Source organism: Sarcina ventriculi, from assembly GCF_900456775.1.
GTDB lineage: Bacteria > Bacillota > Clostridia > Clostridiales > Clostridiaceae > Sarcina > Sarcina ventriculi.
Map to the genome: position 1 here is coordinate 610,273 of NZ_UAUL01000001.1, position 21,767 is coordinate 632,039.

Consider the following 21,767-nt stretch of genomic DNA (forward strand, 5'->3'; position numbering starts at 1 on the left):
TTCTTTTTACACCCTTATTATAATATCTGTAATACTAATCTCATATTTTATTATCTTTCATTTAGCTTACATTTTTGTAATGTACTTTAGTAAGATAAAAAGATGCTTTGATTAAAATAAAAAGGACTACATGAAATATCCACATAATCCTTTAATCTTATTCACTTATATGCATTATTCCTTGATCAACTATAGACTTTATATGACCATCATCTAAAGAATAGTAAACTACCTTTCCCTCTCTTCTAAATTTAACTATATGACTTTTTTTCAATAATCTTAATTGATGAGAAACTGCTGATTGCGTCATGTTTAAAAGTGCTGATATATCACACACACAAAGCTCTTCTTCAAAAAGCGCAGATAATATTTTTAATCTAGTCGGGTCTCCAAATACCTTAAAAAAGTCTGCTAATATATTTAATTTCTCATCTTGTGGCATTATATTTCTAACTTTTTCTACTGCATCTTTATGTATAACGTTACAGTTACAAGTTTCCATTTTTTTACTCATATAATCATTCCCTTTCCAACTTATATTTATAATTTTATCTTGTTGAGTTATTTTATACAATAATAAATATAGTAACATATCAAGTACAAACAATTTAACATATTTTTGATAATTTTATTCACTTTTTTTAATATTTATAGCCATTTTAAATATATTTTTGAATATTTATTCATATTTTTATAATATTTATTCTGATTTTATTTTTTACGCACCTTTATTATTTTTTTTAATTAATCATACGTTATTTGTAATTCAGTATTACATTCTTACATTTTCTTGTTTTTTTTACAAATTTATTGGTTAAATTATTAAATTTTATTCGTTTTTTTTAGTTTTTTATAAATATTTTTAAATAAATACGAAAATTACTATTGAAATTATCCTGTAATTATCGTAAAATATTTTTATGAATTAACCTCGTGAATATAAACTAATTTAAAGGAAGGACTATCGAATGAAATTTTATAAAAATTTTACTAATTTCCAAAAAGGATTTTTCCTGTTTTTTATTATAGCTAGTTTAATAGTTTTTTTCATACCTGCATTTTTACCTAATGGAAGTATTTCGGGGGTTTTAACTCCATTAGGAGTAATAGGTATTGTTTGTACAATTTCCGGTGTACTTGTTTCTATTTATACTGCTAAAGCTAGCATCTCCGGATACTTATGGTGGTGGATAAATACAATTACTTTCGCTACAATTGGTATAGCTGGTGGGCTTTACGGGCAATTTATAGAAAATCTATTTATTCTATTACCTCTTCAAATCTATGGTTTTATAGCATGGAAAATGAATATGAAAAAAAATAATGCTGACAAAATTGAAGTTAAACAATTTACATTTAAACAATGGATATTAGCGCTAGTTCTTCTAGCTGTATTCTGGGTTGCATATGGATACTTCTTGTTAGAGCTACCATTCTTGTTCAAAACATTATTTGGTATAACTATATCAGCTGACCCACAAATAGTTCTTGACTCATTTACAGCTGTAACAACAATCGCTGCTGTTTATTTAACAGGAAAGAGATTTGTACAACAATGGAATATTTGGATTGCTTGTAATGGTGTTGCAATTGTAATGTTTTTAATTCAAGCTATTGGAGCTGGTGCATCTAATCCTTCAATGCTTGTTGCATACTTATCAGATACATTATCCTACGTTCAATACTTAATTGGTACAATTTACGGATATATTATGTGGAAGAACATGTATAAGAAACAAAAAGAAAGTAAAATTTTTAATAAAGATAGTAATGCCTCTCCAAAATGTGCTTAGCACATAAAATATAGATATTTAGACAAAAGGAAGTATGCTCTAACCTCATACTTCCTTTTTTAATTTCTGTTTTATAAATGACACTTTTTAATTTTAAGTATATGGTATTATACGTATTTCTATATTTTCTGCTTCTTTCAAAATTTTATTTATTGTTGAACCTCTAAAAAATGTTTGCAGCTTGGTTCTTTTGCTGTGACCTAGCACAAGCTGAGTTATGCCTTTTTCTTGAGCAAAATCTACAACTACTTTAGAAATAGAATCTCCACTTCTCTCAACTACTTGAGCTCCTAGATGAATAGCTAATGCTTTATTTCTCTCTAATGTTTTCAAATCCTCTGGAGTATCCTTTCTAGCTAAAGGGTGAGTACAATCAACTATCAAAACATAACACTTACATTTATATCTTCTAGCTGTCCTTACTGCATGCCTTATAAGTTTAGAGCTCTTAGGATTAGAACTTATGCAAACTAAAACTTTTTCATTTATCTTTATTTCATCTCTTATTTCAAAATGTTTTTTATGATTCTTTAAATCATAGTCAACCTCGTTTGCAGCTTCTCTTAAAGCCATTTCTCTCAAAGCTGTTAAATTTCCTCTTTTGAAAAAATTATCTAATGATCTTGATATATTCTCACTTTTATATACTCTTCCCTCTTTTAATCTATTTATAAGACTTTCTGGAGGCAAATCTATTATCATTAAATCATTTGCTCTTTGAATAATTTTATCAGGTATAGTTTCTCTTACAACCACATCTGTTATTTTTTCGACTATATCATTCAAACTTTCTATATGCTGAATATTAACAGTTGTTAAAACACTTATTCCATGTTCTAAAAGCTCTAGAACATCTTCATATCTCTTTTTATTTTTAGAACCTGGTATATTAGTATGAGCAAGCTCATCAACTATTACAAATTGAGGATTTCTCTCTATAATAGCTTCTAAATCCATTTCCTCAAGCTCTATACCTTTGTACATGGTTTTTTTTCTTGAAATAACAGGTAAATCTTTTATTTGCTCTTTAGTTTCTGCTCTGCCATGGTCTTCTATATAGCCAATTACTATATCTTCTCCACGCTGAAGCCTTCTATTACCTTCATTTAGCATACTATAAGTCTTACCAACCCCTGGTGCGTAACCTAAAAATATTTTTAAAAACGCACTATTTTCTCTATCATATCTACTTTTGTTTATTTCTTTTAATTTATCTTCTTCCATATCTAAATCTTTATCTTTCACCTTGTTCATCCCTTTCTAAATATCTGCAATTAAGTTTAAAATCAATTTCTAATTAATCTTTAAATTACTGTATGTACTTCTCTTAATACGTTAATTTTAGCATAGTATTTATACATTACTAAATATAAAAAAAGAGAATTAAAATGCAATAATACATTATAATTCTCTTTTAAATTAAAATTAAATCATTTTAAGAGCTTCAGCAATTTTTATATTAAGTTGTAGTACATTTATTAATGTTTCCCCACTTGGAGATACTGATTCTTTACTTTCATTTATGTACTTAATTAAATCTACTCTTGAGATTCCTGTTGCTTTTGACACTCTAGCTATTTGAACTTCTGCACCTTGAAGTGTAATATCTGGATCTAATCCTGATGCTGATTCAGTAAATAAACTTGCTGGTAAGTTGTGTCTTGCAACTGTTGGATTTTCTGCTAAGAATTTATTTATTCTAGATTCTACACTTGATGTTAACTTAGATGAATTTGCAGCATCTGCTGTACTTCCTGTTTCAAATGTAGTACTTTCTGTTGTTGTCGTATTATAGTTTATAGTAGATGGTCTGCCATGGAAGAACATATCGCTTGTAAACTCTTGACCTATAAGCTTTGAACCAACCACTTTATCATTTACATATATTAAGCTACCGTTAGCTTGACTATTCATAAACACCTGACCTACTCCTGTTAACACTAAAGGATATATAAGGCCACATACTATTATAAATACAATGGATAGCTTTATACTTGTCTTTAAATGTTTCATATAACTCTCTCCTTACATTATACCTAGCATTCTACAAAGTGGTGTTATTATAATGTTAATTATCTTAATTCCTATAAATGGTGTTATTACTCCACCTACTCCAAATATAAGAACATTTCTAAGAAGTAACATTTCTGATTTCATTGGTCTATATTTAACACCTTTCATTGCTATTGGTATTAATATTGGTATTATAATAGCATTGAATATTAAAGCTGATAAAATTGCAGTTGTTGGTGAAGATAAGCCCATAACATTTAATACTTTCATTTGTGGTATTGCAATAATAAATATTGCAGGAATTACCGCAAAATACTTAGCTATATCATTTGCTATACTAAATGTAGTTAAAGCACCTCTAGTTATTAAAAGCTGTTTACCTATTTCAACAACTTCTAATATCTTAGTTGGGTCAGAATCTAAATCAACCATATTCGCAGCTTCTTTTGCTGAAGTTGTACCTGAGTTCATAGCTATACCAACATCTGCTTGCGCTAATGCTGGAGCATCATTAGTACCATCACCTGTCATAGCAACTATTTTACCAAGAGCTTGTTCTCTTTTAATAACAGCTATTTTATCTTCTGGCTTACATTCAGCTACAAAGTCATCAACACCAGCTTCTCTAGCTATAGTTTCAGCAGTTAATGGGTTATCTCCAGTACACATTACTGTTTTTATTCCCATTTCTCTAAGTCTTTCAAATCTTTCTACAAGACCTGGTTTTACAGTATCTTTTAAATAAATTACACCATATATTTTATTTTCAACACATACAGTTAATGGAGTTCCTCCAAGTTTTGATACATGTTCTACTTTTTCATCTATATCTTTTGGAATGTCTCCACCTAAAGATTTAGCAAATTCTTTAACAGCACTACTTGCACCTTTTCTTACCCTAGTACCATCTTTTAAATCCATACCACTCATTTTAGTTTGAGCTTGGAATTCTATAAATTCAGCACCTGGATAATTATCTAAACTATCTGTTATGTTCATCTTAGCCGCTAATTCAACAACTGATTTACCTTCTGGAGTTGTATCTAAAAGTGAAGTTAAAAGAGCTGCTTTTATTAAATCATCTTTGTTAACCCCTTCAACTGGTATGAAATCAGCTGCTAATCTATTACCAAAAGTTATTGTTCCTGTTTTATCTAATATCATAGTATCAACATCACCACAAGCTTCAACTGCTTTACCTGACATTGCTATAATATTAAACTTTGTAACTCTATCCATACCAGCTATACCAATTGCTGATAAAAGACCACCAATTGTTGTTGGTATAAGACACACAAGAAGCGCTACCAAAGTCGCTATGGATATATTAACTCTTAAATAATTACTCATAGGATATAAAGTAACTACAACAACTAAGAATATTATTGTTAATGATAAAAGTAATGTTCCTAAAGCTATTTCATTTGGTGTTTTCTTTCTTTCAGCACCCTCAACTAGCTTAATCATTTTATCTAAGAATGATTCACCAGGAGTAACTGTTATCTCAACCTTTATCCAGTCTGATACAACTTTTGTTCCTCCAGTTACTGATGCAAAATCTCCACCACACTCTTTAACAACTGGAGCTGATTCACCAGTTATAGCTGATTCATCAACTGATGCGATTCCCTCTATAACTTCTCCATCATTTGGAATTAAATCTCCAGCTTCTATTAAAATTATGTCACCTTTTTTTAAATCATTAGCACTAATTATTGTTACATTTCCGTTGTCATCTAACAATTTAGCCTCTGTATTTTGTCTAGTTTGCTTAAGAGTACTAGCTTGAGCTTTACCTCTTCCCTCTGCAATTGATTCTGCAAAGTTAGCAAAAAGTATGGTGATAAATAATATTATCCCAATTATAAAATCATATATTCTATTATTTCCTGTTCCCCCAAATAAATTTGGGAAAGCCGATAATATAAAAACAAGTATACATCCTAATTCAACTAAAAACATAATAGGATTTTTACACATATGCTTAGGATTCAATTTTTTAAATGAATCCTTAAGCGCATTATTTAGGATGTCTTTACTTACAAATTTACCTTTTTCGCTTTTTTCGCTCATAAATCTTTATTCACTCCTTATCCTAAAATTTAAGAAACTCAGTTATTGGTCCAAGACCTAATGCAGGAAGGAATGTTAAAGCACCTATAACTAAAATAATGCAGAATAACATAACTCCAAATATAGCATTGTCAGTTTTGAATGTTCCTACAGTATTTGGAACTTTTCGCTTATTAGCTAATGATAAACCAGCAGCTAATAAAAGTAAAATAGGAGCATATCTTGCTATAAGCATAATTACTGCAGTAAGTATATTCCAGTATCCTGTGCTGTTTGCAAATCCACCTAAAAGTGAACCATTGTTAGCACTTGCACTTGTAAACTCATATAAAACTTGACTCATGCCATGGAAGCTAAGACTAATTCCACTATGTAAGCCTATACCACTTATCAATGTAAATGCTGTTGAGAATAAAATTAGTATAGGGTGTATTAAAATAGCTATCGCTATTAATTTTATTTCTCTTGCTTCAACCTTTTTACCTAAAAACTCTGGCGTTCTTCCAACCATAAGTCCACAGATAAATACAGTTAATAAAACATACATTATTACATTCATGAATCCTGTACCGATACCGCCAAATACAGTATTAAGCGACATGTTCCAAAGAGCCATGAAAATTACTATAGGATTTGCAGCATTTAATGCTGAATTTGTAGCACCTGTTGTAAATGCTGTACTTATTGTCGTAAATAATGATGTTCCAAAGTTACCAAATCTTAAATCTTGTCCTGTAGAACCACTAAGTTGTTTAGATAAACCTAAATTTTGAAGTAATGTATTTCCTAAAGAATTTCCATAATACATAACAAAGAATGAAATTAAAACTAATACTAATAAAGCAATTATTATTACAACTGATTGCTTTTTGTTTTTGATTGTCATACCAAAACTAACTATAAAAGCACCAGGTATTACAGTCATCGCTAACATTTCTATAAAATTTGAAATAAGGTTTGGATCTGCAAATGGAGTTGCTGAGTTTGCTGCGAAGAAACCACCACCATTTGTACCTAAAAACTTAATTGCTTCTAAAGCAGCTATAGGACCCATTGCTATGTTTTGGAATGTTCCTTCGATAGTTTTTATTGTTATCATACCTTGAAGTGTTTGAGGAACTCCTGTAGCTATTAATATTATTGCTAATATAAATGCACCTGGTATTAATACCCTAGTTAAAGCTCTTGTAAAATCCATATAGAAATTACCAAGGCTTTTAGATTTTCCTGCAACAGTTCTTATAAATGCAGCTCCTATCGCACAACCTGTAGCTGCTGCCGCAAACATAAGAAATATTATAACTAACATTTGACTCAAATTAGAAATGGCACTTACTCCAGAATAATGTTGAAGGTCTGTATTTGTTATAAAAGATACAGCTGTATTAAATGATAAGCTTGTACTCATACCTTTTACGTGTTCTGAATTTAATAAAGGAATTAAACCTTGAATTTTTAAGATTATAAATCCTATTAAAAACATAATAAAGTTACTCATAAGCAATGCAATAGCATACTGCTTAAACGTCATATCTTCTTTCGATATACCACATATTTTATAAATGCAGTTATCTATTTTACTAAAAAATTTGTCACCTTTATACTGCTTAAAATTAATAATATTAGATAAATATTTACCTATGATAGCTATAAGCACTACAAATATGACTAAAAATAAAATTAGATTTAGCATATTCATGTTTTGTTACCTCCAATAGATTAAAATTTGTCTGGATTTAATAATGCATAAAATAGATACACAAACAAACATAAAACTACAATTCCTAAGACAAATATCATCGCTTGTTCCTCCAAATTCTGCTTTAATATTTTTTAGATTAGCTTAAATAAAAATTTTAATTCTATTAAGTTTTTTTGTCAATTAGTATTTTTTTAATTTTGCAGTTTAAATTTCCCTTTTAAGTATTTTAAATCAAGCTATAAAATTAGCTAATATAATTTTTTTGAATATATGTAAGTTTTACCCTTGGGTATAGAAAAAGAATATTTTAAACTACAACTTATATATTATACATATTGTCTTTTCTTTGGCAAAACTAAAAAAACACTATCTAAAGTTAAATAAAATCAAATAATCTAATTTTAAGAAAATAACTCTATAATAAATCAAAAAACTATATTTTGCTGTCTAAACCTTTAATTTTTATAATATTATTTTAAAAAAACTATAAAAATTTCACTTTTTATAAAAATTTTTTTTAAAAAAAGGCAATATTTTTACTCTTTTTTACAAATATATTTTTATTAATTTGAATTTAATTTTCCTATAATAATTTAATTATTTTTTTATCATTAAATGTTATATTGATAACTTCTTAATCTATTAAAAATATTAATAGTTTATTTTAACTAAAACTAAATTTTATATTTATTTTCCTACTTATTATATACATATTAATAAGCAATTATTTAAATTTTTAAAATACATATTTAAATAATTCTTTTTTTCTATAAAAAATTTTTTCTACATTAATAATATGTTTTATAATATATTATTTTTTTACTTAATATATTAATTGATACATAATTCTAAACATTATATAAAATAAAAAATAAGGTATAAACAATAATGTTTATACCTTATTTTTTTAGTTATAAATTATTCATTTATAAATTTCATTTTACCTATTCCACAAATTAATGCCGCTACCACTATTGATATAAGAGCTAATGGGAATATTAAATGCATGTCGCTAGACATTAAAGAACCAGCAACAAGGTTACCTATGATTTGAGGTATACATAAGAATACGTTGTTGATTCCCATATATTCTCCTAATCTTTCCTTAGGTGCAACCGCAGGAATTAACGCATAGAATACAACTTGGAATACGGCAAAGCCTAAACCAAAGATGATTGTGAATCCCCATAACATTCCTAAGTTCATAACGAACATACCTACTAAGAAACCTATAAAATAAATTACACATACAATAAATAATATTACTTGTTTATTATATCTATCACATAACATTCCGATAAATACTGAAAGTATAAGTCCAACTACTGTAAATCCAACTAATGCTAAGCTGATATCATTACTTGTGAAACCATTTGCTTTTTCAAAGTATGGTAACCAGTATGGCATTATTAAACCATAAGCTAAGTATAAGAAGAATGCTGTCATAAATACTTTCATTGCTGAAACATTCTTTAAAAAGTCAAAGCTAATTTTAGATGAAGCTTTAGTCATATGACTTCTATCTTCTTTTACACCAAATACAGTGATAAGGTTAGATATTATAACAACTACACCTGCAACTATAAGTGGTAAAGCAGGACTTATAGCAAATAAAGAAACTCCAACACCAAATACTATAATTCCTCCAACTGAGTAGAATAATTTTCCCCAACCATTAACTAAACCAATTTGGTCTTTGTGAACAGCCTCTGGCATCCAAGCATAGTATGAACCTTGATAGAAGTTCATTGAGAAATAGAATAAAAATGCAAATATAAACATTTCTAAATAAGCTGAAGAAAATCCTAAGCAGAATAAGAATATAGCACCTGCTAGTGCCCCAAATAATACAAATGGTTTTCTTTTTCCTAATTTATCACTTAACATACCTGATATGTACGGAGCAAATATTCCTGTTACAGAAGCCATAGCAATTAGTATAGCTAATTGAACAGCTGATTTAGTTGCTGTTTCAACTAATAACGGAACTACTGTACTGTTCATATTCCATGCAAGACCTAATCCAATACTAGGTAATGCCATTAAAATAGGAACTAATTTACTATTATTTCTTTTCATTTCCATATGTATAGTTACCTCTTTCTATTTTTTTACATAAAATAATACTTTAAATATAAATTTTGATTTTTCTCCTATATTATTAATATCTTTTACCAAATCATATAAAATATTAATAATATTATTTCATTAAGGAAGAAATAATTTTAAATTTACTTAAATCTTTACTATTTTTACAGATAGCGTTGTCAACGCTATGAAAACCTTATTAGTTTTAATATGTTTAATTATTCCCTCCTTTATTAATTAAAAGTTTTTACGCATTATAAATTTGATAGCACTTTATTATATAGCAATTACTATGCCAACATTATAAAATAGCTTATCTACTGTATTCTACACCTTTAGACATTTTTTTATTATTGGTGTGTTTAAATTTTTTAAAACATTTTCATAAGAACTGTTTCATTTTTACATTATACTGTTTATTTTTTATTCTTTTTAGATATAATTAAATAACTTTTACATCAATAGTGTTTTAATATTTAATAATAGTGTTTTATTTTTTTAATTTTAAAACCTTTTCTTTATTATTTTAAACACAAAATGATATTCTGTTTTATTATAAAATTATTTTTTTATATTTTATAATAAAAAAAACCATGCAATTTAAAATTAATAATTATATTTATTGCACGGTATGTTTTTATATTAACTTTATTTCGCTGTTGATAATCTACTTTTTATAAACCCATATGCAGGAGCTATTAATGAAAATCCTATTATTACGAATACAACTATTGAAAAGTTATTTTCAACTACAGGTATATTACCAAAAAAATATCCTACAAGAGTTACTAGTCCTACCCATAATATTCCACCACATATATCAAACTTTACAAATTTCTTATATTCCATAGCTCCAACACCAGCAACAAAAGGCGCAAACGTACGAACTATAGGAATAAACCTAGCTATTATAATTGTTTTACCACCATATTTATCATAATAAGCATTTGTTCTATCAATATATTCTTTCTTTATAATTTTAGAATTTTTATTTTTTAGTATTTTTTTCGATAAAAATTTTCCTATATTATAATTCACATTATCTCCCGCAATAGCTGCAAAGATTAGAAGCCCTAATAAACCATATATATTCAACATTCCTGATGCTGCTAACGCTCCCGCTGCAAAAAGCACCGAATCTCCTGGTAAAATAGGTGTAACTACAAAACCAGTTTCCATAAATATTATTAAAAATAATATACCATAAACCAATATTCCATATGTATTTATAATTGTTCCTAAATAAAGGTTAAGGTGCAGTATTACATTTATAAACTCATGTATAAGCGCCATTTTTTCTCTAACCCCCAGTATTTATTATTAAATTTAAAAATTATTAACTTAACTTCAACTTATTATAACATTAATTTTCATAAATCGTATTAATATTTGATTAAAGATTACAAATCTTTTATTTGCTCTCTATAAAATTTTCTATATATTTTATAGTTTTTTCAGATGATACTATATTAAAATGATTGGTGTATTTTATTATCTTTAATATAGAATTTTTTATATTCTTATTAATTTTAATAAGATGCTTTCTATAAATAACATCATTTTCAGCACCTAAAATAAGAGTTTTTACATTCATTTTATTTAAATCTTTCATGGATACTCCTATATCTCTTAACATAAGATTCATCCTCCAAACTTGAAATCTTGTTTTGCTTTTAGAATTAAATTTGAAAATTTGGATTATCTTTAATGCCATAGTATAAAACTGTATACTATACCTAAACCACCTCTTCATTCCATTTACTTTATTATTGGGAGATATAATTATTAATTTATCTATAATTTCTGGTTTTTTATCAGCCATAACTAAAGCTATGTTACCGCCGTCACTGTATCCTATAATAATTACTTTTTTTAAGCCTTTTGCATCACAAAAATTTATCATATCTGATGCTAATAATCTTATAGAATATGGAACATATCCCCTATCACTTTTTCCATGTCCTCTACTATCAACAGCTATAACCCTATATTTTCTTTCAAAATATTTATACATTTTATCAAAAATAAAACTATTAGAACTATTACCATGTAAAAATAATATAGGAATATCGCTATTACCAGTTTCATAATAAACCAAATTTGCACTATTTATACGTAGACACTCTTCCTTTACTGATATCATTTTATCCACACTTTCTGCAACTATCTTATTTATTATAGTATATAAATATGTCAATTTCATAAAAAATAAAAAAATATTGTACTTATTATATTATTTTATCTTATACATATAGTTTTTTCTACAAAAACAATCCTAATTTTGTAATAAAAACTAATAAGACCAAAAATATTTATAAAATATTCTTGGTCTTATCCTATTAATGTATGTTAAAAATTTAAAGTATCTAAACTAACAAATATTAAAAATTTCTTTTATTTTTTAATATTTATCTGATTTCTTTATAAATATTTATTTCAGTTTCTGATTTTTGAAGTTCTCCCATCTTAGGAAGTATTTCTTTAAAATGTTTAGAATTAAAATGTATTTGCAAATCTTCTTCGCTTCTCCAAAATTCTATAAACGTTAATATATTAGAATTCTTTGAATCCTCATATAAATTATAAGAAATATTACCTTCTTCTTTTCTAGTTTCCTTTATAATTTCATCTGCATACTTTTTAAATTCTTCTATTTTTTCTTCTTTCACTATTGCTTTAGCAACTACAGTTAACATTCTCTCATCTCCTTAATGTCTATTTATTTATATTTTAATCTAATTTATACTCAAAATAAAGTTATATAAAATAAAACTATATTTAAATTTATCTTAACTAAAACAATTTAAATATAGTTTACTATTTAAGCTCACATAACTTTTACATTTATATTTGATTTCCACTTTCCAAAGCTTTATCTAATGCACTTTCAAAAGTTCTTTTTTCACATTCAGTAAAATCTATCATTATTTTATCTAAAAATTCTTTTTGTATTTGTTGTAAAATTCTTTTTATTTTAACAGCATCGGGCAACAGACTTATATAAACACTTCTTCTATCAGCTTCACAAACACATTTTTTTATAAGCCCTATATTTTCATATTTTACAATCATCTCAGATAAAGAAGATTTAGATATTCCCCAAGATTTAGCTAGAGCATTGAACAACATCTTATCTCCATTTTCAGGTAATATATAAAAAAGTGGTATATGATTTTTAAGTATAGGTAAATTTTCTTCTTTTATTCTTTTTTCCATATATCTATGTGAAATTAATCCTATTTCTTCTATTTTACCTATTATACATAAATCTCTCATATAAACAATTCTCCAATCAGATTTTCTTCTTAACAGATGATAACACTCTAACTCTTAATATGTCAATATTTAATCCGAATCATTGCCATATAATCTATAAAAAATTTATATATTATTAAATTTTAAAAATACAATTTACTTTAAGTTAAATTTTACTCTAGCCTTATTAACTATTGGTGCTAAAATAAGGGCAATTATTATTCCAAATATTATTTCTGATGAATCCCCAGGCACATGAGCAACTGCATAAAGAACACTTGGTAAAAATCCATGAACTGCTCCCATTATTATTCCCCCCATTATTGCATTTGCTATAAAATATCCTCCTAAAGATACAAAACCTGCGACAATAAAAGAAATCAAATAAGCCTTATAATTTTTTACTTTAAATCTCTCAAATAAATATCCAGCAACAAATCCCATAGCCCCTTGTATTACAAAAGAAAATGGTGCCCAAATTAAATATCCACTTGTAACATCTATTAGTCCCATACCTATCGCAGCAGACAAAGCTCCTCGTTTTTTTCCTAAAAGAACTGCTCCAAGTAAAATCATACAATCACCTGGTTGCATAAATCCATTTAATGTTGGTATTTTAATCACACTTCCTGCAACGAAGGTAAGTGCTATCATAAGTGCTGTTAAAATCATTATTAAAACTTTATTATTCCTAGCTCTTTGTTCCATAAAAATTTTCCTTCCATTATATATACATTAATTATAGACATGTTTTAATTTTATATTTTATAATTTTAAAATATATATCATAATTACAAAATCCCTCGTAAAACACATACTTTTCTAATATATATCCTTAATAACTTTATTGCAAATATACCGATAGTATTTAAAAAACTTTAGTAATTATATTAAATTTATTAAATTTGTGATTTAAGTAATAATATACTTATATCAATATGCTTTATAATTAAACTTAAAATAAAATTTTTAATAATTAAACTTTATTTTATTATTTTAAAAATAGTGATATTTTATATATATAATATTTTTTAAACTAGGAGGATAAAAAATGATTGAAGTTAAAAATGTAACCAAAATATATAAAATGGGAAAAGAAACAGTAGTAGCTTTAAATAATGTATCCTTAAACATAGATAAGGGAGAATTCGTTGCTATTGTTGGCCCTTCTGGCTCTGGTAAATCTACAATAATGCATATAATAGGTGGATTGGATTCACCAACTGAAGGTCATGTATATTTTGATAATAAAGATATATCAAAGTATAAGGATAAAGAAAAGGCTAAATTTAGAAATTCTGAAATTGGTTTTGTATTTCAAGCATTTAATTTGGAAAACACACAAACTGCATTAGAAAATGTTATGATGCCCTTAATATTTTCGGGTTCATCTAAGAAAAATAGAAAATCTAAAGCTGGAAAGGCTCTAGAACTTGTAGAGCTTGGTCATTTAAAAAACCATAAGCCCAACGAAATGTCAGGTGGACAAAGACAAAGAGTTTCAATCGCTAGAGCCCTTGTAAATGATCCTAAAATAATTTTTGCAGATGAACCTACTGGAAATTTAGATTCTAAAACTGGTGAAAATATAATGAGTCTTTTTAAAGATTTAAACAATCAAGGTTATACTATTATAATGGTAACGCACAACATGGAAGAGGCTGAAAAAGCTAAAAGGGTTGTAAGAATCAAAGATGGCAATATAATTTCTGATTCTCTTAATGTTTAAAATTTAATATAAAAGTAAAGGAGGAATACTAATGAAATTTAGTGATAATTTATCTTTTGCAGTTAGAGACCTAAATAGACGAAAAAAAAGAACACTCCTAACATCAATTGGTATAATTGTTGGAACTATTTTAATTCTTTTAATGGTTTCATTAGGTATTATGTTAAAAGGCTTCTTAATTCAAACAATTGATAGTGGTTCAAGTTCTAAAGTAATTACTGTTGAGCCGTTTAAAGCAGACTCTAATTTAAAAGATATAAAAAATTATACTACTTGGATTAAAACAAATTTTAATAAGATAGATAATTCTACTCTATCTAAAATAAGTAAGATTTCTGGAGTGAGTCAAATTCAAGCATACATAAGCGGTGACTTAGCTAAAATAGAGCTAAATGGTAATACATATAACTCAACGTTTCCTATCGTAGGTTATGATTTAAATTACAGCATTTTTCTTAATAGCCAAATAGAATCTGCAAAAACAGCTGCTAAAAAATTAAATTTTAAACCTATAATTGCAGGTAATACTCTAACTGAAGCTAATAAAAATGATGTTTTAGTTGGTGAATCACTTTTAAAGAATTTAGATATAACAAATCCTAATGACATTGTAGGTAAACAATTAACTTTTGTTGTTGATAATATAAACGGAACACCTATAACTCCTGTTTATAAGACATTTACAGTTGCTGGAGTTATAAGTAAGGACTTATCAGATGGAAATAAAATTATTATGGATTCTGAAAATGCAGCTAGTTTGATTGGAGTTTTACAATACACCAATAACTTTATGGATACATACGGTTATAACGCAGTTAAAATAGAAACAAACTCTATTGGTGATGTTTCTGCTGTTCAAAATGATTTAAATAATTTAAATTACAAAACTAGTTCTAATGAATCTACAACAAAAGATATAAATAAAAATTTCAATAATATAACCCTTATGCTTTCTATTTTAGGAGTTATAGTTTTAATAGTTGCCGCTATTGGAATTATAAACACTATGATAATGGCTGTTCACGAAAGAACAAAAAGCATTGGAGTTATGAAATCTCTTGGAGCTAGTAGCTTTGATATTTTATCTATGTTTTTATTTCAATCCGCTATTATTGGATTTATTGGAAGTATTATTGGCTCATTAATAAGTTTTGGTCTTTTTAAACTTATAAGCTATTCAGTTGAACAAATATTATTAAAACAAGGATTTTCGTTAAGTCTCTTAAGTAATATTCCTTGGTGGCTTATTGTAGCTACTATTGCTTTTTCAGTTATAATATCCTTACTTGCAGGAATTTATCCCGCTGTAAGAGCATCAAAACTTGATCCAATTGAAGCATTAAGGCATTAAGGAGGTATATTTATATGAAAATTTTAGATGGTATAATTATATCTTTGAGAGATATAAAAAGAAGAAAATTAAGAAGTATCTTAACTATTATTGCAATCTCAGTTGGAAGTATGCTTTTAGTTGCTATGCAAGGAATGGGAACATCTATAAGCTCAAATGCTACCAAATTTATTAGTAGCTTTGGTAGTTTAGAAAATGTTATAGTTTTACCTCAAAAATATGAATCTGATTATAACTTTGCATCTAGTTTTAATATAGATTCCTCTAGCACTATGCTTCCTTATGTTGCTAACAAGCAAGAAAGCTCTAAAGCTGTTAATCTAACAAAAGTAATAACTGATTCAACAGCTAAAAGTATTTCTGAAATAAAAAATGTTAATAGTGTAAGTGCATATAACACAGCTACTGCAAATAAAGTTGAGATAAACGGAATAAATACATCGCAATCAGATGTAACAATACAAGGATATAGTCCAAATTATAATTATAATGATTCTAAAATCTTATATGGTAACAAGCTAACTGGAAAAGCTAATGAATTTTTAGTTGATGAATCATTCTTAAAAGAATTAGGTGTAACTGATTATTCTAGTGTTGTAGGGAAAACAATAACTTTAACAGTAAACTCTAAAATTTCCTCTACACCTTTAATAATTACAGGTTCAATACAAGGTGTGTTTAAACAAGGAACTTTTGATTTAGGAAATATAATAACATATAATACGATAACAAATAAAATTATAGATTATACTTATGGACTTAACCCAAACACTAACCCAGAATCAACTTACTCAATGATTAGTTTATATGCAAATAGTCAATCTGATGTAAATTCTATAACAAATACAATAAATAATAATTTAGGTTATGAAACATTTAATTTAGGTCAAATAGTTGGTCTTGCTAGTATATTTATAAGTTTTGTTAATGGACTATTAGATTTAGCAGCACTAATTGTTGTTGTAGTCGCTGGAATTGGTCTTGTAAACACTATGAATATGACTGTTCAAGAAAAGAAAAAATGGATTGGTATCATGGGTTCTCTTGGAGCTTCTAAGTCAAACATAAGATTTATATTTTTATCCCAATCTATAATTTTAGGAACACTTGGAGCTATCTTAGGCTCTATAATAGGAACAATTGGTCTTATTCTAGTAAATCAATATTTAATTATGTCAGGAAAAGACTTCACCATATTAATAACTCCAACTATTATAATTTCTTCAATAGTTATAACTATTATAGTTTCAATAATTGCTGGAATTATCCCAGCTTCAAAAGCAGCTAAACTAGATATTGTTGAAGTTATAAATGAAGAATAGTAATTTAAATTCTACATTAAAATAATTATTCTAAATCACAAAAAGGAGAGATAATTAATTATCTCTCCTTTTTCTATTAAATATTATTTAGCTACTATTTCATCTATATGCGGTTTGCCAATATAAAGACCGCCATGATAACAATAAACTTTTTCAATATCTAACTCTTTTAATTTTTTCAATGATTCTCTAGCTTCTTTAGGGTCATTATTATACATATCTGAAACAATATCTAATTTTTGAGCATTATTCATTAATGTGTCCCCTGTTATTAACGCTTTATCCTTAGCTATGTATAAACAAATATGACCTGGGGTATGCCCTGGGGTTCCTACAACTTCAATTTTAGCTCCCGCTAAGTTTAGAACATCACCTGAATTTATAATTTTATCAACATCTACATAAGACCTTGGAAATCCTACCTTTAACATTTCATAAAAACTTTTTTGCATTTCATTTAAACTATCTTTAACTTTTTCTAAATTATCTAATTTTATAGGAGTTGTTTTTCCTGAAATATATTTAGCTTCTATCTCTGTTGCTAAAATTTTAACTTTATCTCCTAATAATTCTTTAAACTCTCTAGCTGAACCAACATGATCTATATCGTGATGAGTTATTATTATTGTCTTTAATTTATTTATATCTATATATTTTTCAATAGATTTTTTTAACCCTTCAAATCTTCCTGGATAATCAGTATCAACCAAAACAGCCTCTTCTTCATTATATATTAAAACTGGATTTACAACCCTTGCTTCTTTAATTCCTAAAGTATCTTCATTTAAAACTTCAATTTTATAATTATTCATATAAATTTCTCCTTTGTATTTCTTCTATTCTATTTTAATAAATAAAAATTTACTCATTAAATCTATAACCTGTTCCCCAAATAGTTTCTATATATTCAGGATTTGATGTGTCTTGTTCTAATTTTTTTCTAAGCTTTTGAATATGAACTGCAACAGTTGCAGTATCTCCTATATATTCTTCACCCCAAATTCTATTAAATATTTTGTCTTTTGTAAAAACTATATTAGGATTTGTAGCCAAGAACAATAAAAGTTCATATTCTTTAGTTGTTAATATAATTTCCTTTCCTCTTATAAAAACTTTATGAGAATCTGTTCTTATTTCTAAAGCCTTATTAGTTATTATGTTACTTGATGGCTTTTTTCCTATAAGCCTCTCATATCTTATTATATGAGATTTTATCCTAGCAACAAGTTCTGCCGGACTAAAAGGTTTAGTTAAATAATCATCTGCTCCAAACCCTAATCCCCTTATTTTATCTATATCTTCAGTTTTAGCTGAAACTATTATTATTGGAACTTCTGATTTTTCTCTCACTTCTTTCACAATATCATAACCACTTTTTCCTGGAAGCATTATATCAACTATTATAAGTTCATATTTATTACTTAATGCTTTTTTTAATCCCTCTGCACCATCATAAATAAGTTCCACATTATATCCATTTAGTTGAAGATAATCTCTTTCAAGCTCTGCAATATTTAAATCATCTTCTATTATTAATATTTTTTTCTCATCCATTTTTATTTCTCCTTACACCCATTAATTTCTTCTTCACTATATAAGGGTAAGCTTATAGTAAATACAGTTCCTTCATTTAATTTGCTTTTAACTCCAATATCTCCACCATGAGCCTCAACTATCTCTTTAGCAATGGCAAGACCTAACCCTGTACTTAATAAATCCTTAGTTCTTTCTTTATCTATTCTATAAAACCTCTCAAATACATGCTTTAAATGCTCCTCTTCAATACCAGGGCCATTATCCATTATATCAATGAATACAAAATTATCATCATTATATAACTTAACTTGTATAGATAAACCATCAGCAGTTCCATACTTTATGGCATTGCCTATAATATTTCTTATAGTTCTATAAATTCTCTTTCCATCTATATTTACAAATAAATCTTCTTTTAAATTATCTATATATTTAAATCCTATATTTTCTTCCCCTAATATAAAAGTAAATTCTTCTATAACATCTATCATATACATACCTATATTAGTTTTATTAAACACAAAATCTAACTTTTGAACATCCAATTGAGAAAACAAAAATAAATCATCTATTAATCTATTCATATAAGCTATATTACTTTGAATCGTTTTTAAATAACCATCCACCTTCTCTTGTGATTCAATTTTTCCATCTACAATAAATTCTATATAACCATTTATTGACGTTATTGGTGTTTTTAAATCATGAGAAATATTTGCTATAAGACTCTTTCTATTTTCCTCATATTCTTCCTTTAACTTTTCCCCCTCTTCAAGCTTGTTTGCCATATCATTAAAAGCCCTAGTTAAAATCCCAATTTCATTAAAAGAATTATTCTCAACTCTTACCGAATAATCCCCTGTTGAAATTTTTTTAACACCATCTATTAATTTTTCTATCGGTTTAACTATTTTTCTTTCTAATCTGTAATAAATATAAATATTAGCAATTTCATTTATAGCAAAAAATATTGCAAAAAATATTGTTATTGCCTGAATTCCTATGCTTACAAACATTAATCCAGTTATGATTATACTAACTATAAGTGCTACAAACTTAAAATATATCATATATTTATGAAATACATAAAATTCTTCCCTTGCCTTGTGTGATAGTCCTGAATAATATTGATTATTATGGTGATGATGCGCTTCAATAATTCTCTTCATTCTATCATCCATATCTGACGTCCATTTACTATTTTCATGAAACTTTCTATGATACTTATAACCCTTGTGATAATCCTTAATTATCTTATGATGTTCATAATGTTCTTTAATTATTTTAGTTATGTTTTTTTTAAATTTTTTCATCTTAACCTCTAGCAAAAACTATTTTTTTATATTTAACAACTCCTTTAATATTATACCTCTAAATAAAAAAGGAACTTAAGTTTGTTAATAAATAAGATAAACTTAAATTCCTAGAGTCAAAATATTTGAGTTTTTACCTTGAATTTATTTTTATTACCAGTTTAAAACTAAGCTTATATCAAAGTTTTTATCACCAGTTCCTTTAGCTTCAAGTTTTTCAACCTCAAAGTTTTTGTTTACATATATGTTTAATTTAGCTTCATCATAATTTCCACAGAATATCTTTTTCATGCATTTTTTGTGCATCATCATAATATCATAATGAGCCTTTTGTTCTTGTGTTAATTGAATTTGTCCACTTTCACAAGCTGCTTTAAATTCTTGCATTCTTTCTTCTTTAAATGCTTTCATATCTTTTATAGCTTCTTTAAGATCAACCTTTATTAAATGACCTTCTCCATTTGCTTCTACTTGAATATCATTTAATCTCTTTAACATAAATGCTATATGTGATAATTTACCTTTCATTCCACCATGGAATCCATGTCCATGCATTCCGTGATGTCCATGAGCCATTCTTTTCATTTCTTTTATTCTATTTAAATCTAATTCTTTTTTAACTTCAGCATTTACTTTAAAGTCTTCATAATTTATATCTGCTTTTAAATCTATATTTGCTATTCCTTTTGCTACATTTTTATTAAATTTATTGCTAATAGACATACCTTGTCCATTTTGCTCTGATACGTTAAGTTTACCTTCACCTTTAAACTCTTCTTTTTCTTTCATAGTTGATACTACTTTATATAATACTTCTAATTTATTCATAATAAATTCCTCCCAAAATATATTATTTACATATAACTTTATTTAATATGTATAAAACTTAATTTTTAATTAAGTATAAATTTCATGTACATATTTGTTTGCTTTGCCTTTGCTATGCTTTAATTTTAGACTAATAAGTTAAAAATTAAATAAAGCAATTATAAAAATTTTATAAAATTTTTTTAAATACTTTTTAATTTTATATTTATTAAAAATATAATTTATATAAAATCAATATATTTACATAACTTTACTAATGGTATATTATAATTATTAGCGTTTATAAGTGAACAATTTAAAATTAGCATTTATAAAGGAGAGAATATAATGGAATTTAGTATGGGAAGAAATTTAAGTTTTATTTATAGGTCCTATCACAAATATATGAATAAAGTTTTAAAAGATTTAAATGTTTGTGCTGGTGAATTTCCAATTTTACTTGCGCTTTCAAAACGAGAAGGACTAGGACAAAATGAATTAAGTAGAGTTGTTAGAATGAATAAATCTTTAGTATCTAGACATATGCAAACACTTTCTGCTAAAGGATTTATAAATATAGAACAAAAAAAAGAATCTAATAATAAAAATATCTTATCTTTATCTAATGACGGTAAAAAACTAATTCCCAAAATAATAACTGCAAAAAATAACTGGGAAGAAGAGGTTTTAAAAGACTTTACAACTAAAGAAAAAGAATGCTTTTTCAACATGTTAAACAAATTAGTAGATATCTCATATAATATAGTGCAAAATAATACTTAATA

21 protein-coding genes are annotated in these 21,767 nt (G+C 26.6%); 5 read left to right on the plus strand and 16 right to left on the minus strand.

Annotation, left to right across the window (positions count from 1 at the left end; all coding sequences use genetic code 11):
• Positions 1-157 precede the first annotated feature (157 nt).
• Complete coding sequence (locus tag DR020_RS02710; RefSeq protein WP_055259653.1) at positions 158-514, minus strand: ArsR/SmtB family transcription factor; 357 nt, start codon at positions 512-514, stop codon at positions 158-160.
• Between the two features lie 454 nt (positions 515-968).
• On the opposite strand from DR020_RS02710, the gene pnuC reads away from it, so the two are divergent.
• Positions 969-1,793 (plus strand): nicotinamide riboside transporter PnuC, encoded by an 825-nt coding sequence (pnuC, locus tag DR020_RS02715; RefSeq protein ID WP_055259656.1) that lies wholly within the window; start codon positions 969-971, stop codon positions 1,791-1,793.
• A 93-nt stretch (positions 1,794-1,886) separates the two neighbouring features.
• Here pnuC and DR020_RS02720 read toward each other — a convergent pair whose 3' ends face one another.
• From DR020_RS02720 to DR020_RS02770, 11 genes are all read right to left on the minus strand, one after another.
• The gene (locus DR020_RS02720; protein WP_235804586.1) at positions 1,887-3,038 is read right to left on the minus strand and encodes a universal stress protein; all 1,152 of its coding nucleotides are present in this window, start codon (positions 3,036-3,038) and stop codon (positions 1,887-1,889) included.
• Between the two features lie 180 nt (positions 3,039-3,218).
• Positions 3,219-3,806 (minus strand): K(+)-transporting ATPase subunit C, encoded by a 588-nt coding sequence (gene kdpC / locus DR020_RS02725; protein ID WP_055259658.1) that lies wholly within the window; start codon positions 3,804-3,806, stop codon positions 3,219-3,221.
• Positions 3,807-3,818: 12 nt separating this feature from the next.
• Positions 3,819-5,879, minus strand: coding sequence for a potassium-transporting ATPase subunit KdpB (gene kdpB / locus DR020_RS02730; protein ID WP_055259660.1), 2,061 nt, complete (start codon positions 5,877-5,879; stop codon positions 3,819-3,821).
• A 22-nt stretch (positions 5,880-5,901) separates the two neighbouring features.
• On the minus strand, positions 5,902-7,578 hold the full coding sequence (gene kdpA, locus DR020_RS02735; RefSeq protein ID WP_055259661.1) for a potassium-transporting ATPase subunit KdpA: 1,677 nt from the start codon (positions 7,576-7,578) through the stop codon (positions 5,902-5,904).
• Between the two features lie 20 nt (positions 7,579-7,598).
• Positions 7,599-7,679 carry a K(+)-transporting ATPase subunit F gene (kdpF, locus tag DR020_RS12705; RefSeq protein ID WP_082412345.1) on the minus strand — a complete coding sequence of 27 codons (81 nt, stop codon included), beginning with the start codon at positions 7,677-7,679 and terminating at the stop codon, positions 7,599-7,601.
• Between the two features lie 820 nt (positions 7,680-8,499).
• On the minus strand, positions 8,500-9,666 hold the full coding sequence (locus tag DR020_RS02745; RefSeq protein ID WP_235865651.1) for an MFS transporter: 1,167 nt from the start codon (positions 9,664-9,666) through the stop codon (positions 8,500-8,502).
• A 651-nt stretch (positions 9,667-10,317) separates the two neighbouring features.
• The gene (locus tag DR020_RS02750; RefSeq protein ID WP_112365201.1) at positions 10,318-10,962 is read right to left on the minus strand and encodes a DedA family protein; all 645 of its coding nucleotides are present in this window, start codon (positions 10,960-10,962) and stop codon (positions 10,318-10,320) included.
• Positions 10,963-11,080: 118 nt separating this feature from the next.
• Positions 11,081-11,872: an alpha/beta fold hydrolase gene (locus DR020_RS02755; RefSeq protein WP_082663345.1), complete on the minus strand. Its 792-nt coding sequence runs from the start codon at positions 11,870-11,872 to the stop codon at positions 11,081-11,083.
• Between the two features lie 205 nt (positions 11,873-12,077).
• Positions 12,078-12,365, minus strand: coding sequence for a putative quinol monooxygenase (locus DR020_RS02760; protein ID WP_055259669.1), 288 nt, complete (start codon positions 12,363-12,365; stop codon positions 12,078-12,080).
• A 148-nt stretch (positions 12,366-12,513) separates the two neighbouring features.
• Positions 12,514-12,945: a MarR family winged helix-turn-helix transcriptional regulator gene (locus tag DR020_RS02765; protein WP_055259671.1), complete on the minus strand. Its 432-nt coding sequence runs from the start codon at positions 12,943-12,945 to the stop codon at positions 12,514-12,516.
• 135 nt (positions 12,946-13,080) lie between these two features.
• Positions 13,081-13,632 carry an ECF transporter S component gene (locus DR020_RS02770; protein WP_112365202.1) on the minus strand — a complete coding sequence of 184 codons (552 nt, stop codon included), beginning with the start codon at positions 13,630-13,632 and terminating at the stop codon, positions 13,081-13,083.
• A gap of 343 nt (positions 13,633-13,975) precedes the next feature.
• On the opposite strand from DR020_RS02770, the gene DR020_RS02775 reads away from it, so the two are divergent.
• Genes DR020_RS02775 through DR020_RS02785 form a run of 3 tightly spaced genes read left to right on the plus strand, consistent with a single transcriptional unit; the run spans position 13,976 to position 17,326 of the window.
• Positions 13,976-14,653 (plus strand): ABC transporter ATP-binding protein, encoded by a 678-nt coding sequence (locus tag DR020_RS02775; RefSeq protein ID WP_055259675.1) that lies wholly within the window; start codon positions 13,976-13,978, stop codon positions 14,651-14,653.
• 31 nt (positions 14,654-14,684) lie between these two features.
• Complete coding sequence (locus tag DR020_RS02780; protein ID WP_112365203.1) at positions 14,685-16,004, plus strand: ABC transporter permease; 1,320 nt, start codon at positions 14,685-14,687, stop codon at positions 16,002-16,004.
• 14 nt (positions 16,005-16,018) lie between these two features.
• Positions 16,019-17,326, plus strand: coding sequence for an ABC transporter permease (locus DR020_RS02785; protein ID WP_058992365.1), 1,308 nt, complete (start codon positions 16,019-16,021; stop codon positions 17,324-17,326).
• An 83-nt stretch (positions 17,327-17,409) separates the two neighbouring features.
• Here DR020_RS02785 and DR020_RS02790 read toward each other — a convergent pair whose 3' ends face one another.
• From DR020_RS02790 to DR020_RS02805, 4 genes are all read right to left on the minus strand, one after another.
• The gene (locus DR020_RS02790; RefSeq protein ID WP_055259680.1) at positions 17,410-18,138 is read right to left on the minus strand and encodes an MBL fold metallo-hydrolase; all 729 of its coding nucleotides are present in this window, start codon (positions 18,136-18,138) and stop codon (positions 17,410-17,412) included.
• A 49-nt stretch (positions 18,139-18,187) separates the two neighbouring features.
• On the minus strand, positions 18,188-18,880 hold the full coding sequence (locus DR020_RS02795; RefSeq protein WP_055259682.1) for a response regulator transcription factor: 693 nt from the start codon (positions 18,878-18,880) through the stop codon (positions 18,188-18,190).
• 2 nt (positions 18,881-18,882) lie between these two features.
• Positions 18,883-20,175, minus strand: coding sequence for a HAMP domain-containing sensor histidine kinase (locus DR020_RS02800; RefSeq protein ID WP_112365204.1), 1,293 nt, complete (start codon positions 20,173-20,175; stop codon positions 18,883-18,885).
• A 153-nt stretch (positions 20,176-20,328) separates the two neighbouring features.
• The gene (locus tag DR020_RS02805; RefSeq protein WP_112365205.1) at positions 20,329-21,003 is read right to left on the minus strand and encodes a hypothetical protein; all 675 of its coding nucleotides are present in this window, start codon (positions 21,001-21,003) and stop codon (positions 20,329-20,331) included.
• Positions 21,004-21,330: 327 nt separating this feature from the next.
• On the opposite strand from DR020_RS02805, the gene DR020_RS02810 reads away from it, so the two are divergent.
• A complete protein-coding gene (locus tag DR020_RS02810; RefSeq protein ID WP_055259686.1) occupies positions 21,331-21,765 on the plus strand; it encodes a MarR family winged helix-turn-helix transcriptional regulator in 435 nt (144 codons plus the stop codon).
• The last annotated feature ends 2 nt before the right edge of the window (positions 21,766-21,767 follow it).

Excerpts from the sequence above, each read along its gene's own strand:
- DR020_RS02765 (WP_055259671.1), bottom strand. The coding sequence starts at position 12,945 with ATGAGAGATTTATGTATAATAGGTAAAATAGAAGAAATAGGATTAATT.
- pnuC (WP_055259656.1), top strand. The coding sequence starts at position 969 with ATGAAATTTTATAAAAATTTTACTAATTTCCAAAAAGGATTTTTCCTG.
- DR020_RS02745 (WP_235865651.1), bottom strand. The coding sequence starts at position 9,666 with ATGGAAATGAAAAGAAATAATAGTAAATTAGTTCCTATTTTAATGGCA.
- kdpB (WP_055259660.1), bottom strand. The coding sequence starts at position 5,879 with ATGAGCGAAAAAAGCGAAAAAGGTAAATTTGTAAGTAAAGACATCCTA.
- DR020_RS02760 (WP_055259669.1), bottom strand. The coding sequence starts at position 12,365 with ATGTTAACTGTAGTTGCTAAAGCAATAGTGAAAGAAGAAAAAATAGAA.
- DR020_RS02800 (WP_112365204.1), bottom strand. The coding sequence starts at position 20,175 with ATGAAAAAATTTAAAAAAAACATAACTAAAATAATTAAAGAACATTAT.
- DR020_RS02790 (WP_055259680.1), bottom strand. The coding sequence starts at position 18,138 with ATGAATAATTATAAAATTGAAGTTTTAAATGAAGATACTTTAGGAATT.
- DR020_RS02795 (WP_055259682.1), bottom strand. The coding sequence starts at position 18,880 with ATGGATGAGAAAAAAATATTAATAATAGAAGATGATTTAAATATTGCA.
- DR020_RS02750 (WP_112365201.1), bottom strand. The coding sequence starts at position 10,962 with ATGGCGCTTATACATGAGTTTATAAATGTAATACTGCACCTTAACCTT.
- DR020_RS02710 (WP_055259653.1), bottom strand. The coding sequence starts at position 514 with ATGAGTAAAAAAATGGAAACTTGTAACTGTAACGTTATACATAAAGAT.
- DR020_RS02755 (WP_082663345.1), bottom strand. The coding sequence starts at position 11,872 with ATGAAATTGACATATTTATATACTATAATAAATAAGATAGTTGCAGAA.
- DR020_RS02775 (WP_055259675.1), top strand. The coding sequence starts at position 13,976 with ATGATTGAAGTTAAAAATGTAACCAAAATATATAAAATGGGAAAAGAA.
- kdpC (WP_055259658.1), bottom strand. The coding sequence starts at position 3,806 with ATGAAACATTTAAAGACAAGTATAAAGCTATCCATTGTATTTATAATA.
- DR020_RS02810 (WP_055259686.1), top strand. The coding sequence starts at position 21,331 with ATGGAATTTAGTATGGGAAGAAATTTAAGTTTTATTTATAGGTCCTAT.
- DR020_RS02770 (WP_112365202.1), bottom strand. The coding sequence starts at position 13,632 with ATGGAACAAAGAGCTAGGAATAATAAAGTTTTAATAATGATTTTAACA.
- DR020_RS02805 (WP_112365205.1), bottom strand. The coding sequence starts at position 21,003 with ATGAATAAATTAGAAGTATTATATAAAGTAGTATCAACTATGAAAGAA.
- kdpA (WP_055259661.1), bottom strand. The coding sequence starts at position 7,578 with ATGAATATGCTAAATCTAATTTTATTTTTAGTCATATTTGTAGTGCTT.
- kdpF (WP_082412345.1), bottom strand. The coding sequence starts at position 7,679 with ATGATATTTGTCTTAGGAATTGTAGTTTTATGTTTGTTTGTGTATCTA.
- DR020_RS02780 (WP_112365203.1), top strand. The coding sequence starts at position 14,685 with ATGAAATTTAGTGATAATTTATCTTTTGCAGTTAGAGACCTAAATAGA.
- DR020_RS02785 (WP_058992365.1), top strand. The coding sequence starts at position 16,019 with ATGAAAATTTTAGATGGTATAATTATATCTTTGAGAGATATAAAAAGA.